This window comes from Bacillus amyloliquefaciens DSM 7 = ATCC 23350 (assembly GCF_000196735.1).
Lineage (GTDB): Bacteria > Bacillota > Bacilli > Bacillales > Bacillaceae > Bacillus > Bacillus amyloliquefaciens.
The window spans coordinates 3964179-3980199 of sequence record NC_014551.1; the positions used below are offsets into that span (position 1 = coordinate 3964179).

The following is a 16021-nucleotide window of genomic DNA, read 5'->3' on the forward strand; positions in this document are numbered from 1 at the left end:
TTTTAACATTATATATTTCAAATTGCTTATTCTTCTTCTTTAACAACGATGTGGCGAATGATATCGTCACTGATCTTAGCTAAACGGTCGAATTCAGAAACCGCTGCAGCGTCAGACTGAACGTTTAAGATTTGGTAGAAACCGTCACGGAAATCGTTGATTTCGTAAGCAAGACGACGTTTACCCCAATCTTTTGTTCCAGTGATCTCCGCTCCGTTAGAAGTCAAAACGTTGTTGAAACGCTCGATAACTGCCTTCTTTGACTCTTCGTCAATGTTCGGACGGATAATGTACATAACTTCGTACTTTTTCATCTGTTTGCACCTCCTTTTGGTCTAAGCGGCCCTATAATGGGCAAGGAGCAATAATTCTATTACTCACAAGTTTATATTATACCAAAGCTCTTGTCCCTTTACAACTGTGTCCTATACATTAAATCGGAAATGAATGACATCTCCGTCTTGGACTACATATTCCTTACCTTCCAGACGCACTTTTCCGGCTTCTTTCGCTCCGGACATTCCGCCGCCTGCCAAAAGGTCTTCATAAGCAACCGTTTCAGCGCGGATAAAGCCGCGTTCAAAGTCTGTGTGGATGATACCCGCACACTCAGGAGCTTTCATGCCTTTTCTGAATGTCCAAGCGCGCACTTCCTGTTCCCCCGCCGTAAAGTATGTCGCAAGGCCGAGAAGAGAGTATGACGCTTTAATCAGCTGATCAAGACCTGATTCTTCGATGCCGAGCTCTTCAAGGAACATTTGCTTTTCTTCGCCTTCCAATTCAGCAATTTCAGACTCGATTTTTGCACAGACGACGATAACCTCGGCATTTTCCCCCGCGGCGTACTCACGGATTTTCGCAACGTATTCATTTCCTGAAGGATCAGCCACTTCGTCCTCGCTCACATTTGCCACATAAAGCACAGGTTTTGACGTAAGCAAATGAAGCTGCTTCACAAGCTTTTGCTGTTCTTCCGTAAATTCAACGGAACGGGCAGGCTTTTCTTGTTCGAAAGCTTCTTTTAATTTAGACAGAATGTCAAACTCAAAAACCGCTTCTTTGTCTTTTTGCTTCGCAAGCTTGCTTACCCGCGTGATGCGCTTTTCGACTGTCTCCATGTCGGCAAGAATCAATTCAAGATTGATCGTTTCAATATCATCAATCGGATCGACTTTCCCTGACACGTGCGTAATATTGTCATCAGCAAATGCGCGTACAACGTGGCAGATCGCATCTACCTGACGGATATGAGAAAGAAACTTATTTCCGAGTCCTTCACCTTTAGATGCGCCTTTTACGATCCCCGCGATATCAGTGAATTCAAACGCAGTCGGCACCGTTTTTTTCGGGTTTACCAATTCAGTCAGCTTTTGCAGACGTTCATCAGGCACTTCCACGATTCCCACGTTAGGGTCAATTGTACAGAACGGGTAGTTGGCTGATTCGGCACCAGCCTGGGTAATTGCATTAAACAACGTCGATTTTCCGACATTCGGCAAACCGACAATTCCAGCAGTTAAAGCCATTCTTTCATCTCCTCTATATCAAACCATCATCGTATAAACGTATTGTAAACCTAGAGCAATTATAAGGAGGTTCATAGGAAAAGACAAGCTGAGAAAAAAGCATTTCCCGCACTCTCTCTCCTTAGATTATCCTTTTTTAACCGCTACCAGACAGTCAAAAAGCGTACTTCCCATTCCATTATCGGAATTTGAATCCTTTGTGAGCATGTTGACGGAGCCTCCGAATGCCGACCACATGCCTTCATCTATATTCACCGTCTTGGGGTGAGCCTGCTTCATGATTTTCACCCTGCCGCGCAGACGCCCGCGGTCATTGTATACCTCTGCCGTATCTCCGTCCTGAAGGGCAAGCTCCTCGGCGATATCAGGCGACAGATCCACCTGAATCTGCTGAAGTTTTTCAATAAACGGCACGTGCTGTGAATGGTTAGAGCGCTGCGGGTGAATGGACAGCAGCGTATACGGATATTTCTCGGCCAGCCCGCCGTCGTGATAAACAGACTCCTCCGGCACTTCCAATCGAGGGAGGCCGCTGTATCCTTTCTCTTCTGCCAATGACGAGATGAATTCAAATTTCCCGCTCGGGGTTAAAAATTGGAAATCATCCCACGGGACCTGTTTGACCGGAAGCGGCATATGGCCTTTTTCCTTTAATCGCTCAAGGGTGATCCCCTCTTCCTCCAAAGAAGAAAGCCCCATCTTCAAGAAATCTTCCGTACGATAATCAAACAGCTCTCCGAATCCGAGACGCTTTGCCAGCTCCGTCCAAATCCATCGGTCTGATTTCGCCTCCCCCTGCGGTTCCACAAGCTTCTTTCCATATTGAACATAGTGATGATACATGCTGGAGTAATAAATATCTTCCTCTTCGAAAACAGCGGCCGTCGGCAGCACATAATCACAGAGCTTTGCCGTATCGGTCATGATCGAATCAATAGCCACTGTAACCGGTGTTTTTTCGAACGCTTCCTTCACTTTTTTTGTATTCGGCACTTGTGTCAGCGGATTGCCGCACGTCACGATGATCATCTCAATCGGCGGGTCGGCTGCATTCAACGCTTCTTCGGCTTGAGTCATCATCGAAAACGTTCTTGCGTTTTTTTTCAGATCAGGACGGGTGAGTTCGGTTTTCGCAAAGCTTTCACCGACTTGCACATTTCCAAAGTTTGCGCCGCCGCCTTTAATACCGACATTTCCGCTCGCCGCCGCTAAAGCGTCAATCCAGCGTATCGTCCCGCCGCCGTTTTTATATCTCTGCATCCCAAGACCCATAAAAGTAGAAGCGGGACCGTCTGCATATAGATCAGCAAGATATTCAATCTCTTCTAAAGACGTTTCTGTTTTCTCAATGATCTCATCAAAAGAAATCGCGCGCAGCAGCTTTTCTATTTCTTCAAAACCGACTGAATGCTTTTGAATGAAATCGGCATCCGTTCTGCCGGTTTGGCATAATACTTTCAAAACACCGGCCGCAAGCCAGCCATCCATGCCGGGTTTGACGGATATATACCGGTCGGCAAGCTTTGCGGTCGGATTAAAAATAGGGTCGATGACCGTCAGTGTCGCCCCTTTTTTCTTCACCTGCTGCAAATGATGATAGAGGTGCATATTCGTCCGGGACACATTTCTGCCCCATACGATCACATGCTTGCTGTGATAAATATCAAGCGGTCCATGCCCGTAAGAGCGCCCGAAATCCCAGCGCTGCGCTTCAATTCCGGAACCCCAGCAAATACTTCCCGCAATCTCCGTCACACCGCCGTATCCATTGAAAAAACGCTGGTCGAGCGCCTTCAAAAGACCGTTATTTGCGTAGTCATGACTGTGCAGCACAGCGGCAGTGCCAAACGTTTCCTTAATCACCGCCATTTTTTCAGCAATTTCATCCAACGCCTGTTCCCAGGAAATGCGGACAAATTCGCCGTCTATCTTTTTCAAAGGATAACGAAGCCGTTCCGGAGCATTCGTTTTCGTCTCCAGCATTCTGCCCCGGCCGCAAATTTTTCCTTCTGTAATGGGGTGATTCGGGTCTCCGTCTACTTTCGTCACCTTCCCATCTTCAACTGTCACCAAAAAGCCGCAGCTGTCCCAGCAATTCAGCGGGCACGCTGACTGATGCACTTTGCTCATCGGGCCTCTTCCTCTCCTCTATATGAAAAAGCATGAGCGCCAGCCTTTATGATGTAGGCTCCTCATGCTTGACGAGTACTTTTTTCAGCTTTCTCTCAAAATCTCTTCTCGGAATCATGACACTGTGGGAACACCCCGTACATTTGATCCGAATATCCATTCCCATCCGAATGATTTTCCACCTGTTTTCACCGCAAGGGTGCGGTTTCTTCATTTCAACAATATCATTCAGGCCAAAGTCTTTATCCGCCAAGACCCTTCACCTCTCTTCATAGACTGCTTTATTTATTGTACAAAAAAAGACAGGATAAGAGCAACGGCCGCACTCAAAATGAGCATTATACTTTTTTCCATCTTCCTAATATAGGGTAAAGAAGAAGACATACCAGCAAATAAAGACTTAATAGCCCGTAAATGGGATACAAAATGGCGATTAAATCTGAAAAGCCGATTGTCGTAAAAGGCACCATCACAGCTAAAAGAAGAAAGACGAGCATCCATCTCGGCAATTTCACAAATACAAGCATGCGGCTGGACAGCCCGAACAGGCCGGTCACGGTTGTCGTATAGATGGCTAAAAAAAGTACCGCGGCCATACAAAGAAATAACGGATAAGGAGCGCCTTCAAGGACGGCAAAGAGAGGAATCTCGTATTGTGTGAGACTGCCTGAAAGCTGCACAAGCGTTTCATTGTAGACAAAAGAAATCACACCAAAAATAAGCCCGCTTGCAATACTGGCGATTTTCGCTTCCCCAAGCCCTTTCATATCCTTTCCGACAGAAGAAAGAACCGCCACAACAGAAAGGATGTTTAATGACGTAAAGGTAATACTTGCCGGCCAATTAAATTGCCGGGTCAAATCTATCGTCCACGTGTAATGATGGGTTGTCTGAAAAAAGATCAATGCATATAAAAGCCCGGCTACAAGAATCGGTATCAAAATACTATTCAAAGATAATATTCCTTTTATATCCCAAAAGAATAAAAAGACGGTCACGATGCAAAAAAGAGAAATACCGATCCAAAACGGCAGCTTGTACATTTGCAGCGTCACACCGCCTCCGGCAATCATGACCGTCGTCGTTGAAAACAAATAAAACATAATAAGTACATCATAGATTTTGGCAAGAGCCGGCCCCATCAGATGCTCAAGCACAGGTAAAAAGTGCGTTGATTGAACACGATAGCTGATCTTCAACACTATATAAGCCGAAATGGTGAACATGACTGTAAACAATATAATAGCCAGTCCGCTTTCAACACCGAAAAACTGCCATATTTCCTGCCCGCTTGCATAACCGGCCCCAATCTGGCTGCTTAATATGAGCAGCATCCACCTCATCCCGGCTCTCCACACCCTTATCACCTCATAAAATTTCAGATAATCTCCGCATATTGCTACTATATTGAGTGACAGCGGCAATCATTCATACAAACGGGACAAATATGGTATGATAAAAATAATTGACTAATCAGAAAATTATTTTATGAAATTATTATAAGGAGCCCAAACTCATGTACATCAGGCGTTTAACCGCAAGTGATACTCAGCCCTATTCCAACATCAGACTCGAAGCTTTAAAGGATCACCCGGACGCTTTCGCCGTCAGCCATAATGAGGAGAAAGAATGGCTGCCCGAAAAATTCAAAGCCAGGATCGAAGCCGACAATGCCATCATGCTTGGCGCTTTTGAAAAAGACAGACTGATAGGAATCATTAAGATATCCAAGCAGCCTCTGTATAAACTAAGACACATTGCGATTATCGGTTCTATGTATGTTTCTCCCGAATACCGGGGGTCAGGCGCAGGAAAAGCGTTAATGACCAAAGCCATCAGCCAGGCAAAGAAGATGAAAGACACGGAACAGCTCCATCTCTCAGTTACTTCAACAAATGAACCCGGCAAAAAACTCTGCGCTCAATAGAATTCACCTACAGAAAAAGATCACACGGTCTTATATCTTTCATGAACTTAGAGAACAACAGCTCTAAGTTCTTTTTTCTATCCCGCTCTTTTCAAACAATCGGTATGCTGATCACTGCATAAGCATAAAAAAAGGCGGTGCTGGATATACTGTAAACAACCATACATCATCAAAAACATCAGTGTAATACTCGTATGACATGACAAGGAAGTGAACCCTATGAATCGAAAAGGCGGGCTTTTTTCTCAAGAACGGGCAAAACAATATGTGTCTCATACAGATTCTTCTGCCGCGAATCAAATACAAGCGATCCTTGCTTCATCTTTACGTAAAGCAGCCGGCCGACCGTTAGTCACCGTATGTATCGGTACAGATCGATCGACCGGAGATTCATTAGGTCCGCTCGTAGGAACAAAGTTAGAAAACATGAAATTAGGCAGGTTGCACGTTTACGGTACACTGTCAGATCCCGTTCACGCCGTAAATATGAAAGACAAACTGAAAGATATTCACCATATACATAAAAATCCGTTTATTATTGCGGTTGACGCTTGTTTAGGCCGCGTTAAAAGCGTAGGGTCATTTCAAATCGGCGATGGGCCGCTGAAACCCGGAGCTGGTGTTCAAAAAGACCTTCCTGAGATCGGTGACGTCCATATCAATGGAATCGTCAATGTCAGCGGGTTTATGGAGTATTTTGTTTTGCAGAATACGAGGCTCCATCTTGTTATGAGCATGGCGAATGTTTTAGCAGAGGGATTACAGCTGACAGATAAAACAGAAGGCCGCCAGGAACGGCTCAGTCCGTTTCATAAGCTGACAAGACGTATATAAAAAAACCATCTTTTTTTAAAAGATGGTTTTTACGCTTCTCTTTCAGACAAAAGCTCAAGGATACGTTCAAGGTCTTCATTTGAGAAAAACTCAATCTCAATTTTCCCCTTTTTCTTTTGTCTCTTAATATTGACTGTTGTTCCGAAGTAATTTTGCAAATACGATTCCCGCTCTTTTAACACAACATCTTGAACAGGTTCTTTTTTCTTTGTTTCACGTGGAACATTACTGTTTAATTGCTGAATGAGCTGCTCAAGCTGACGGACGTTAAGCTGTTCTTCAACCACTTTCTTCACAAGCGGTTCAAGCTTGTTTTTATTTTTCAAACCGAGCAGGGTTCTGCCGTGCCCCATGGATAACGTACCTTCTACAATGAGGTTCTGGATGCTTTCAGGAAGCGTCAGCAGTCTTAAATGGTTGGCAATATGAGGTCTGCTTTTCCCGAGCCGTTTAGCGAGCTGTTCCTGCGTAATATCCAAATGCTTCAGCAGTGAATCATATGCAAGAGCTTCTTCAAGCGGTGATAAATCTTCCCGCTGAAGGTTCTCCAATAGGGCGATTTCCCGCATCAGCGATTCAGATAACTCCCGCACGATAGCCGGCACTGTCTCTTTACCGGCAAGTTTTGCGGCGCGATAACGGCGTTCGCCGGCTACAATATCGTAGCCCTTCAATGATTTTCTCACGATAATGGGCTGAAGAATGCCATGCTGAATGATGGATTCCTTCAGTTCAGCTAATGACTCATCATCAAATTGTTTTCTTGGCTGATAAGGATTGGGGCGTAAATCACTGATCTTAATCTCTTCCACTGTCTCTTCAGACAAATCAACTTGATTAAACAACGCATTAATCCCTTTTCCGAGCCCGCCTTTAGCCATTCGCTGCCACTTCCTTTGCTAAATCTAAATATACTTCCGCACCTCTCGAACGCGGATCGTATAATATGATCGGCTTGCCATGACTCGGCGCCTCACTTAAACGGACATTGCGAGGGATAATGGTTTGATACACTTTATCTCTAAAGTATTTCTTCACCTCTTCTATAACTTGAATACCGAGATTCGTTCTGGCATCAAGCATCGTCAGAAGCACTCCTTCTATCATTAAGTCTGTATTTAAATGTTTTTGCACAAGCCGAACTGTATTTAATAATTGACTCAATCCTTCAAGAGCGTAATATTCGCACTGAACCGGGATAACAACTGAATCTGACGCGGTAAGCGCATTAATCGTTAATAACCCGAGAGACGGAGGACAATCAATAATCATGTAATCGTAATTTTGTTTCACTGATTCTAATGCTCTTTTCAGCCTGACCTCTCTTGAAATCGTCGGAACCAATTCGATTTCCGCTCCCGCAAGCTGGATCGTGGCTGGAATGACATCTAAGTTCTCTACTGAAGTCGGTTTGATAATCTCTGTTACATCTGCGTCATCTACTAAAATATCGTACACACAATGATCCACATCGGCTTTTTCAATCCCTAATCCGCTCGTTGCGTTGCCCTGCGGATCAATATCAACAAGAAGAACCCTTTTACCTATGTAAGCTAAGCAAGCCCCCAGATTAACAGAAGTCGTTGTCTTCCCGACTCCGCCTTTTTGGTTCGTAATTGCTATGATTTTTCCCACGATGTCACCTACCTTCACATGAACATGTACTGTCTTGTTTCTATCTTATCAAAAAAAGAGTAAAGCGTTTTATTTTTTTCATAATTTGTTTATCAGCAAGTGAAAAAAATGTAAACGAAAAAGACACTTTCCCTTATAAGTTCTCCGATAAAGTGACTTTTTTGACTGTGAAAAGACAATATACGACGAAAAAATATAAATTTTTACATTTATAATGTATGGTGTACAATAAATCTATCATTATCCTAAAATAGTTTTTTGACTAAAATAAAAACTCCCCTGCTGATCAGGAGAGTTTTTATTTAGGTATCCGAATGGTAAGCTGAATGTACTCTTCGAATTCTTCTTCCTCAGTATTCAGTCTGACGCCGCTGTCTTCCACCATGGACAATGACTGGCGAATCGTATTCATTGCAATTCGTGTATCTCGGCTGAACGCTTTGCGTCTCGGCTTTGGTTTCTGCTTATTCTGTTCAAGCATTTTCACCACTCGGTCTTCCGTCTGCTTGACATTTAAGCTTTTCTCAATGATTTCCGCAAGCAAAGTGACCTGAAGCTCCGGCTGTTTGAGCGGGATCAGGGCCCTTGCATGGCGTTCCGTGATTTTTTTCTCCATAATCGCATCCTGAACGGGTTCCGGAAGCTTTAACAATCGGAGCTTGTTCGCAATCGTTGACTGGCCCTTTCCTAAACGCTGCGCCAAGGCTTCCTGTGTTAAATCATGAAGTTCTAACAGCCTTGCGTACGCATGAGCTTCCTCAATGGAGGACAATTCTTCCCTCTGCAGGTTTTCAATCAAAGCGACAGATGCCGTTTCCGTATCAGAGAAATCCTTTATAATTGCGGGAATCTTCTCCCATTCAAGCGTCTGTACCGCTCTCCAGCGCCTTTCACCCGCAATGAGCTCATATTGGCCTTCATCTTCTGTATGTCTGACAACAATCGGCTGAATGATGCCGTGTGTATGGATCGTCATTGCTAACTCTTTGATCTTTTCATCTGAGAAAATGGTGCGTGGCTGAAAACGGTTGGGAACGATAGCATGTACCGGTATCTCGAGTATCTCTTCTTTATTTGTATCATGCTCAGCTATCTCCGGTTCCTCTTCCTTCTCACCAAACCCGAAGAAACGAGAGAATGAATGCTTCATGTACCTACACCACCTTTAAAAACTGCCATTTTTATAATTCTATTTTCTCATGGTTTTTCCTGCTGTATCTTCATCAATTTTGCAGAAAATATGATGGAATTGTCACATCAGGCTGTCTAAATTACCCTTCAATTGGCGATTTATTTGGAGTACCCGGTTTTCTCGGATATTTTTTCGGAGTGCTTTTCATCTTGCGAATTAACATAATGTTCCGTTCACTTTCTTCAACGGGAAGTGTAAAGGAATGAACTTGTTCAAGCTCTCCTCCCAATACTTTAATCGCCTTTTGTCCCGCTTTCAATTCTTCATCAGCCGCTGCTGCTTTTAGAGCGGCAAATACGCCGTTTTTCTTGACCAGCGGCAGACAAAGCTCGCTCAGAACAGACAGACGCGCCACTGCACGGGCCGTCACGAGATCAAAGCTTTCCCGGACGTCCTTGCGCTGTCCGAACGTCTCTGCCCTGTCATGGACAAATGTCGTATGCTCTAATTGTAAAGCATCAGCGAGATTTTCCAAAAACGTAATCCGCTTATTCAGTGAATCGACGATGGTGACATGCAGATGCGGGAAGCAGATTTTGATGGGCAGGCTTGGAAAACCGGCACCGGCGCCGACGTCACAAAGAGTGGTGACCTTTTCAAAATCAATATAAAATGCCGCCGTAATCGAATCATAAAAATGCTTGAGATATACTTCCTTTTTCTCAGTGATAGACGTCAGATTCATCTTTTCGTTCCATTCCACGAGCATCTGGTAATACAACTCGAATTGCTCCAGCTGGCGGTCAGAAAGGGAAATCCCTTTCTCCGCTAAACTGGATGTAAATTCCTCTATATTCATGCCGTCATCCTTTCTATTCAGCTACCTTGGCAATACGGCCCTGCTCCAGGTATACCAGCAGGATTGAAATATCTGCCGGATTGACTCCGGAAATACGGGACGCTTGAGCAACTGATAAAGGACGCACTTCTTTCAGCTTTTGGCGGGCTTCAGTTGCAATTCCTTTAATGGCGTCATAATCAATCCGATCAGGGATTTTTTTGTTTTCCATTTTCTTCAGCTTCTCCACTTGCTGCAAGGATTTTTCGATATATCCTTCATATTTCACCTGAATTTCCACTTGTTCCGCCACATCTTGCGGAACCGGAGAATCAGCAGGTGCAAGTTTTGTCACTGTTTCATAGTTCATTTCCGGACGTTTCATTAAATCTGTGCCGCGCACTCCGTCTTTCAGCTCGCTTCCGCCGAGTGAACGGATATATTCCTGATTTTCAGGAGACGGCTTGATAATAACAGACCAGAGACGTTTTTTCTCAGCCTCAATCGCCGCTTTTTTCTTTTCAAACGCTTCATAGCGCTCATCAGAAATTAAGCCGATTTCATGGCCGATTTCCGTCAGACGAAGATCCGCATTATCATGGCGGAGCAGCAGTCTGTATTCCGCGCGTGAAGTCAGCAGACGGTATGGTTCATTGGTTCCTTTCGTTACCAAATCATCGATCAATACACCGATATACGCATCGGAACGGCTGAGGATCACCTCTTCTTTTCCAAGCGCTTTGCGGCCTGCGTTGATTCCCGCCATAATTCCTTGTCCGGCTGCTTCTTCATAACCTGATGTACCGTTAATTTGACCGGCCGTATACAGGTTAGGAATTTTTTTCGTCTCCAGTGTAGGCCAGAGCTGCGTCGGTACGATCGCGTCATACTCAATCGCATATCCGGCTCTCATCATTTGCACCTTTTCCAGTCCCGGAATGGTCGCCAGCATCCGCTGCTGTACGTCCTCAGGAAGGCTCGTGGATAAACCTTGAACGTATACTTCCTGCGTATTCCTGCCTTCCGGCTCAAGGAAAATCTGATGACGCGGTTTATCATTAAACCGAACGACTTTATCTTCAATAGAAGGGCAATATCTCGGCCCCGTTCCTTTAATCATACCGGAATACATTGGCGAACGATGCAGATTGCTGTCGATGATCTCATGAGTCTCAGGACTCGTGTAAGTCAGCCAGCAAGGCAGCTGATCGGTAATGTATTCAACCGTTTCATATGAGAAAGCGCGCGGAACCGGGTCCCCCGGCTGGATTTCTGTTTTGCTGTAATCAATGGAATCGCTTGATACGCGAGGAGGGGTTCCCGTTTTAAAACGAACGAGATCAAAACCGAGCTCCTCTAAGTGCTCAGAAAGTTTAATAGACGGCTGCTGGTTATTCGGACCGCTTGAGTAAGACAGATCACCAAGAATGATCCGCCCTCTTAAATACGTCCCCGTTGTCAGTACGACCGTTTTCGCCTTATATTCAGCACCGGTTTGCGTAATGACACCGCGGCACTCGCCGTCTTCAATGATTAAACGCTCGGCAATCCCTTGAAGAAGTGTCAAATTCGGTGTTTTTTCCAGCGTATGCTTCATTTCATGCTGATATTGGAATTTATCCGCCTGCGCTCGCAGCGCCCGTACGGCCGGACCTTTTCCTGTATTCAGCATTCTCATTTGAATATGAGTTTTATCTATATTTCTTGCCATTTCTCCGCCGAGCGCGTCAATTTCGCGGACGACAATCCCTTTCGCGGGGCCGCCGACAGACGGATTACATGGCATAAACGCAACCATATCAAGATTAATCGTCAAAACAAGCGTTTTAGCTCCCTGGCGCGCGGATGCGAGCGCAGCCTCAACACCGGCATGCCCGGCGCCGATGACAATCACGTCGTATTGGCCTGCTTCATACCCCATGGTTTTTTCCTCCCTTTTATTTACCTAAACAAAATTGTGAAAAGAGCTGATCAATTAAGCTTTCGTGGACGGCATCACCGATGATTTCGCCCAGCAGCTCCCAGCACCTTGTCAGATCAATTTGCACCATATCAATCGGAACATCCTGCTCAATTCCATTCAGTGCATCATCAATGGCTTGCTTTGCCTGATGCAGAATCGAGATATGACGGGTGTTGCTGACATATGTGAGGTCTCCGCTTTCGATCGCTCCTGTATAAAATAGCGACTGAATCGCTTCCTCTAAATCTTGAATGCCTTCTTCTTTCAGCAATGAGGTCGTGACGACGGGCCGGCCTTTTGCAAGCTCTTTGACGCGCTCAGCGTCAATCTTAGCCTCGAGATCTGTCTTATTCATAATGACAATGACGTCCATTCCCTCAACCGCTTCAAATAATTTCACATCTTCTTCAGAAAGCTCTTCGCTGTGGTTAAGCACAAGCAAAATGAGATCCGCTTCCTTCAGAACCTGGCGTGACCGTTCAACACCGATTCTTTCGACGATGTCTTCGGTCTCACGGATTCCGGCGGTATCGACAAGCCGGAGCGGCACGCCTCGGACATTGACATATTCCTCAATCACATCACGCGTCGTTCCCGGAATATCGGTTACGATCGCCTTCGTTTCATGGACAAGACTGTTAAGCAAAGAGGATTTCCCTACGTTCGGACGGCCGATGATGACGGTAGACAGTCCCTCGCGCAAAATTTTCCCCTGCTCAGACGTACGGAGCAGCGCCTCGATTTCTTTCTTCACACCGCTCGCCTTCTCCACTAAGAGCTGATGCGTCATTTCTTCGACGTCATCATATTCCGGATAATCTATATTAACCTCAACATGGGCAAGTGTTTCTAATAATTCATCACGAAGACGGCGGACAAGCGCAGAAAGCCGTCCTTCCATCTGATTCATGGCGACATTCATGGCACGGTCCGTTTTGGCCCTGATCAGATCCATCACCGCTTCCGCCTGTGACAGGTCAATCCGTCCGTTTAAAAATGCGCGCTTCGTAAACTCACCGGGTTCTGCCAGTCTCGCGCCTTCTCTTAAAGCAAGCTGGAGCACCTGATTAACCGTCACAATCCCTCCGTGACAGTTGATTTCGATGACATCTTCCCTTGTGAATGTTCTGGGCGCTCTTAAAACAGACACCATCACTTCCTCAATAATCCGTCCCGTAGTGCTGTCTGCAATATGCCCGTAATGAATGGTATGCGATTCTGCCGAACTGAGCGTTTTGCCTTTCGGACCCTTGTACATTTTGTCGGCAATTTTTACGGCTTCCGGCCCGCTCAGCCGAACGATCGCGATCGCGCCTTCACCCATCGGAGTTGAAATCGCTGCAATTGTATCCATGCTGTTCACCTCTCTTTATCTCTGTTTCCATCTATATAAAAAATTTTATTTACGCCAAAATTAAAAGATAACATAGTTTGGTTTGAAGTGGAAGATACGTTATCCACAAAGGCAGAAATTCATCCCTTATTACTTTAACTTATCCACATGTGAATAACAATTAATTTTATTTCCTAAAACCTTTTTTATCAACAGCATACACCGAAAAAGAAAAAACTTAAACGCCAAAAGTATGATTCTGCTTAGGAATAGAGCCAATTTTGCCAATAAAAAAACCGAAGTTCCGATTTTACCCGGACTTCGGTTTTCTGCTATCTTTATGGGAAATAACGAGATGGCGGTACCGGCCTTCACCGGTAGAAAAAGTTTTGATATTTGGATGCTTCGCCAGAGCGTCATGGATGATTTTTCTTTCACCAGACGGCATCGGTTCTAAATGCACATCTTTTTTCGTTTTCGATACCTGCTTGGCCAGCCTGTTTGCCAGCTGATCCAGAATTTCTCTTCTTTTCAGACGATAATTCTCAGCGTCGACAACGGCTTGGCGGTACTGGCCGGAGCCGCGGTTCAACACAAGCTGCGTCAATGTTTCCAGGGCATTGAGTGTTTGTCCTCTCTTACCAATGAGCAGCGCCGCTTTTTCACCCTTAATATGAAAACAAACTGTTTTTTTGTTTTCCTCCGTGACAATCTCGGAAGGCCCGGCAATGGTATTGATGATTTCTTCCAGATACGCTTTCGCTTCCTGAACGGAATTTTTTTTCTCTTTCAGTTCTACGATCGCATTCTTTTTTCCGAAAATACCCAAAAACCCTTTATATTCTTCCTGCACCACCGTTATTTCTACTTGATCTTTCGTCAGTTGAAGTTCCTGAAGGCCTGATTGAACTGCTTCTTCGACATTCCGTCCCGCAGCAGTCACCTTCTTCACTTTTTCTTTCCTCCCGCTTTCTGCGTTTCCGGATCGTGTTTAATGTCCGGTCCTTTAATAAGGAATGTCTGAGCAATCATAAACAAGTTTCCGACTACCCAATAAAGAGAAAGCGCGCTCGGGAAGTTGATCGCAAATACGATGATCATGATCGGCATAATCCATACCATCATTGCCATTTGAGGATTCTGAGAAGGATTTCCGGCCATCATCAGCTTCTGCTGGACAAAAGTGGCCACACCGGCAACGATAGGAAGAATATAGTAAGGATCTTTCTCGCCTAAATCAAACCATAAAAAGCTATGCTGTGAAATGGCTTGCGTACGCATAATAGCGTGGTAAAATCCGATCAAAATCGGCATTTGAATCAGGATCGGGAAACATCCCGCCAGCGGGTTTACCCCATGCTTTGAAAACAGGGCCATTGTTTCCTGCTGAAGCTTCTGCTGCGTTTTTTGATCTTTTGAGCTGTATTTTTCTCTAAGCTTCTGCATTTCGGGCTGCAGCGCCTGCATCGCTTTTGAGCTTCGAAGCTGTTTGATCATCAGCGGCAGAATCAGCAGACGGATTAAAATCGTAACGATGATGATCGATAAACCATAGTTATCGCCCGTCAGTTTCGCTACGTACGTAATGACTTCTGACAATGGATATACAACATATTTGTCCCAGAAATGCGGACTATTCGCCGTAATCGGCTCTTTTACACTCGAGCATCCGGCCAGCAGCACGAGCATACCGACCATACTCAGTAGTAACCATATTCTCCTTTTCAAGAACGTTTCCTCCTATACCATTCTTTATAAACCTTGTATGTATTTTAGCATCTTTCAGTTTTAAATGGCGGTCATTTTTCGCCAAACAAAAGGAAGCGCTTTTAAAAACGTGAAGAAAACAAAATATGAGCTATTTCGACGAAGATTTCTTATATAAAGAGGTTTTTCTGAATAAGTGCTGCAGACTTTTTTTCGTTTCTTCAATACTGAGTTCAGCTGCGGGTTTTCTAGCGATAATAATAAAATCTTTCGGCTTGAGAAGCTCTTTTTCCTCCTGGATCGCCTGCCTGATTAAACGCTTCACCCGGTTGCGCACGACGGCATTGCCGATTTTTTTGCTGACAGAAAGCCCTACCCGGAGCTCTTTCTGCTGCGGCTGATCAAGGGTATACAGCACGAACTGGCGGTTTGCCATAGACGTTCCGCGTTTAAACACTTTTTGAAAATCTTCATTTTTCTTTAACCGATTTCGCTTCTTCACTTTGATTCACTCCGATATTCACTCGCAGAAACTTTTATTTCTATCTAAAAAAAACGGGCCGCCGGAAAACTGAAGAAATTTCTCCAGTTCCGGGCGACGCGTGATCTCTTTTCTCATAATGTGAAAAAAGACCACTGACATTATTCAGTGGCCTAAGCTGATAATACTTTTCTGCCTTTGCGGCGACGGCGTGCTAATACTAGACGACCGTTTTTTGAACTCATACGGCTTCTGAAGCCATGAACTTTACTGCGTTTACGGTTATTCGGTTGGAATGTTCTTTTCATTTATGACACCTCCCTCGAGGAATAGCTGTTAAAGACAGTCTTACTTATTATATTTGTGCTGCCTATTCATTGTCAACTTCAGCAGTGCTTTTATTTCTTACAACCATAATAGGATAACATACCTTAACCAGTTTAGAAACCTTAATTTTCATATTCCTTTTAGCGCAAAAAAAAGGCCCCGGCCTCTGAAAAAAACGGCATGTGGAT

The 16021-nt window shown here is 44.7% G+C and carries 17 protein-coding genes; 2 read left to right on the forward strand and 15 right to left on the reverse strand.

Annotated elements, in window-relative coordinates; all coding sequences use genetic code 11:
• Nucleotides 1-26: 26 nt before the first annotated feature.
• The 5 genes from rpsF to BAMF_RS40375 form a co-directional block, all read right to left on the reverse strand.
• Nucleotides 27-314 carry a 30S ribosomal protein S6 gene (gene rpsF / locus BAMF_RS40355; RefSeq protein WP_013354264.1) on the reverse strand — a complete coding sequence of 96 codons (288 nt, stop codon included), beginning with the start codon at nucleotides 312-314 and terminating at the stop codon, nucleotides 27-29.
• A gap of 111 nt (nucleotides 315-425) precedes the next feature.
• Nucleotides 426-1526: a redox-regulated ATPase YchF gene (ychF, locus tag BAMF_RS40360; protein ID WP_013354265.1), complete on the reverse strand. Its 1101-nt coding sequence runs from the start codon at nucleotides 1524-1526 to the stop codon at nucleotides 426-428.
• Between the two features lie 126 nt (nucleotides 1527-1652).
• Nucleotides 1653-3656, reverse strand: coding sequence for a molybdopterin-dependent oxidoreductase (locus BAMF_RS40365; protein ID WP_013354266.1), 2004 nt, complete (start codon nucleotides 3654-3656; stop codon nucleotides 1653-1655).
• 46 nt (nucleotides 3657-3702) lie between these two features.
• Entirely contained in the window at nucleotides 3703-3909 is a 207-nt protein-coding gene (locus BAMF_RS40370; RefSeq protein ID WP_004392973.1) for a DUF951 domain-containing protein, read from the reverse strand.
• Nucleotides 3910-3994: 85 nt separating this feature from the next.
• On the reverse strand, nucleotides 3995-4999 hold the full coding sequence (locus tag BAMF_RS40375; protein WP_041481692.1) for a YkvI family membrane protein: 1005 nt from the start codon (nucleotides 4997-4999) through the stop codon (nucleotides 3995-3997).
• Between the two features lie 173 nt (nucleotides 5000-5172).
• Between BAMF_RS40375 and BAMF_RS40380 the strand changes: the two genes are divergently transcribed.
• Both BAMF_RS40380 and yyaC read left to right on the forward strand, forming a co-directional pair.
• Complete coding sequence (locus BAMF_RS40380) at nucleotides 5173-5583, forward strand: GNAT family N-acetyltransferase (RefSeq protein ID WP_013354268.1); 411 nt, start codon at nucleotides 5173-5175, stop codon at nucleotides 5581-5583.
• 219 nt (nucleotides 5584-5802) lie between these two features.
• A complete protein-coding gene (gene yyaC, locus BAMF_RS40385; RefSeq protein ID WP_013354269.1) occupies nucleotides 5803-6417 on the forward strand; it encodes a spore protease YyaC in 615 nt (204 codons plus the stop codon).
• Between the two features lie 29 nt (nucleotides 6418-6446).
• Here yyaC and BAMF_RS40390 read toward each other — a convergent pair whose 3' ends face one another.
• The 10 genes from BAMF_RS40390 to rpmH form a co-directional block, all read right to left on the reverse strand.
• Nucleotides 6447-7298, reverse strand: coding sequence for a ParB/RepB/Spo0J family partition protein (locus BAMF_RS40390; protein ID WP_013354270.1), 852 nt, complete (start codon nucleotides 7296-7298; stop codon nucleotides 6447-6449).
• Nucleotides 7291-8052 (reverse strand): sporulation initiation inhibitor protein Soj, encoded by a 762-nt coding sequence (gene soj, locus BAMF_RS40395; protein ID WP_004392964.1) that lies wholly within the window; start codon nucleotides 8050-8052, stop codon nucleotides 7291-7293. The genes BAMF_RS40390 and soj overlap by 8 nt, the downstream gene beginning before the upstream one ends.
• 298 nt (nucleotides 8053-8350) lie before the next feature.
• On the reverse strand, nucleotides 8351-9202 hold the full coding sequence (gene noc, locus BAMF_RS40400) for a nucleoid occlusion protein (RefSeq protein WP_007615083.1): 852 nt from the start codon (nucleotides 9200-9202) through the stop codon (nucleotides 8351-8353).
• Nucleotides 9203-9323: 121 nt separating this feature from the next.
• Complete coding sequence (gene rsmG, locus BAMF_RS40405; protein ID WP_013354272.1) at nucleotides 9324-10043, reverse strand: 16S rRNA (guanine(527)-N(7))-methyltransferase RsmG; 720 nt, start codon at nucleotides 10041-10043, stop codon at nucleotides 9324-9326.
• 13 nt (nucleotides 10044-10056) lie between these two features.
• Complete coding sequence (mnmG, locus tag BAMF_RS40410; RefSeq protein ID WP_004392959.1) at nucleotides 10057-11943, reverse strand: tRNA uridine-5-carboxymethylaminomethyl(34) synthesis enzyme MnmG; 1887 nt, start codon at nucleotides 11941-11943, stop codon at nucleotides 10057-10059.
• 16 nt (nucleotides 11944-11959) lie between these two features.
• Nucleotides 11960-13339 (reverse strand): tRNA uridine-5-carboxymethylaminomethyl(34) synthesis GTPase MnmE, encoded by a 1380-nt coding sequence (gene mnmE / locus BAMF_RS40415; protein WP_007409903.1) that lies wholly within the window; start codon nucleotides 13337-13339, stop codon nucleotides 11960-11962.
• A 289-nt stretch (nucleotides 13340-13628) separates the two neighbouring features.
• Nucleotides 13629-14270, reverse strand: a complete 642-nt coding sequence (gene jag / locus BAMF_RS40420; RefSeq protein ID WP_013354273.1) for an RNA-binding cell elongation regulator Jag/EloR — start codon at nucleotides 14268-14270, stop codon at nucleotides 13629-13631.
• Nucleotides 14267-15016 carry a YidC family membrane integrase SpoIIIJ gene (spoIIIJ, locus tag BAMF_RS40425; RefSeq protein WP_014471334.1) on the reverse strand — a complete coding sequence of 250 codons (750 nt, stop codon included), beginning with the start codon at nucleotides 15014-15016 and terminating at the stop codon, nucleotides 14267-14269. The genes jag and spoIIIJ overlap by 4 nt, the downstream gene beginning before the upstream one ends.
• 160 nt (nucleotides 15017-15176) lie before the next feature.
• Nucleotides 15177-15527: a ribonuclease P protein component gene (gene rnpA, locus BAMF_RS40430; RefSeq protein ID WP_013354275.1), complete on the reverse strand. Its 351-nt coding sequence runs from the start codon at nucleotides 15525-15527 to the stop codon at nucleotides 15177-15179.
• Nucleotides 15528-15679: 152 nt separating this feature from the next.
• Nucleotides 15680-15814: a 50S ribosomal protein L34 gene (rpmH, locus tag BAMF_RS41085; RefSeq protein WP_003178075.1), complete on the reverse strand. Its 135-nt coding sequence runs from the start codon at nucleotides 15812-15814 to the stop codon at nucleotides 15680-15682.
• Nucleotides 15815-16021 lie beyond the last annotated feature (207 nt).

Excerpts from the sequence above, each read along its gene's own strand:
- spoIIIJ (WP_014471334.1), bottom strand. The coding sequence starts at position 15,016 with ATGGTCGGTATGCTCGTGCTGCTGGCCGGATGCTCGAGTGTAAAAGAG.
- rsmG (WP_013354272.1), bottom strand. The coding sequence starts at position 10,043 with ATGAATATAGAGGAATTTACATCCAGTTTAGCGGAGAAAGGGATTTCC.
- noc (WP_007615083.1), bottom strand. The coding sequence starts at position 9,202 with ATGAAGCATTCATTCTCTCGTTTCTTCGGGTTTGGTGAGAAGGAAGAG.
- mnmE (WP_007409903.1), bottom strand. The coding sequence starts at position 13,339 with ATGGATACAATTGCAGCGATTTCAACTCCGATGGGTGAAGGCGCGATC.
- BAMF_RS40380 (WP_013354268.1), top strand. The coding sequence starts at position 5,173 with ATGTACATCAGGCGTTTAACCGCAAGTGATACTCAGCCCTATTCCAAC.
- BAMF_RS40365 (WP_013354266.1), bottom strand. The coding sequence starts at position 3,656 with ATGAGCAAAGTGCATCAGTCAGCGTGCCCGCTGAATTGCTGGGACAGC.
- ychF (WP_013354265.1), bottom strand. The coding sequence starts at position 1,526 with ATGGCTTTAACTGCTGGAATTGTCGGTTTGCCGAATGTCGGAAAATCG.
- rpmH (WP_003178075.1), bottom strand. The coding sequence starts at position 15,814 with ATGAAAAGAACATTCCAACCGAATAACCGTAAACGCAGTAAAGTTCAT.
- yyaC (WP_013354269.1), top strand. The coding sequence starts at position 5,803 with ATGAATCGAAAAGGCGGGCTTTTTTCTCAAGAACGGGCAAAACAATAT.
- BAMF_RS40390 (WP_013354270.1), bottom strand. The coding sequence starts at position 7,298 with ATGGCTAAAGGCGGGCTCGGAAAAGGGATTAATGCGTTGTTTAATCAA.
- mnmG (WP_004392959.1), bottom strand. The coding sequence starts at position 11,943 with ATGGGGTATGAAGCAGGCCAATACGACGTGATTGTCATCGGCGCCGGG.
- rpsF (WP_013354264.1), bottom strand. The coding sequence starts at position 314 with ATGAAAAAGTACGAAGTTATGTACATTATCCGTCCGAACATTGACGAA.
- BAMF_RS40375 (WP_041481692.1), bottom strand. The coding sequence starts at position 4,999 with ATGAGGTGGATGCTGCTCATATTAAGCAGCCAGATTGGGGCCGGTTAT.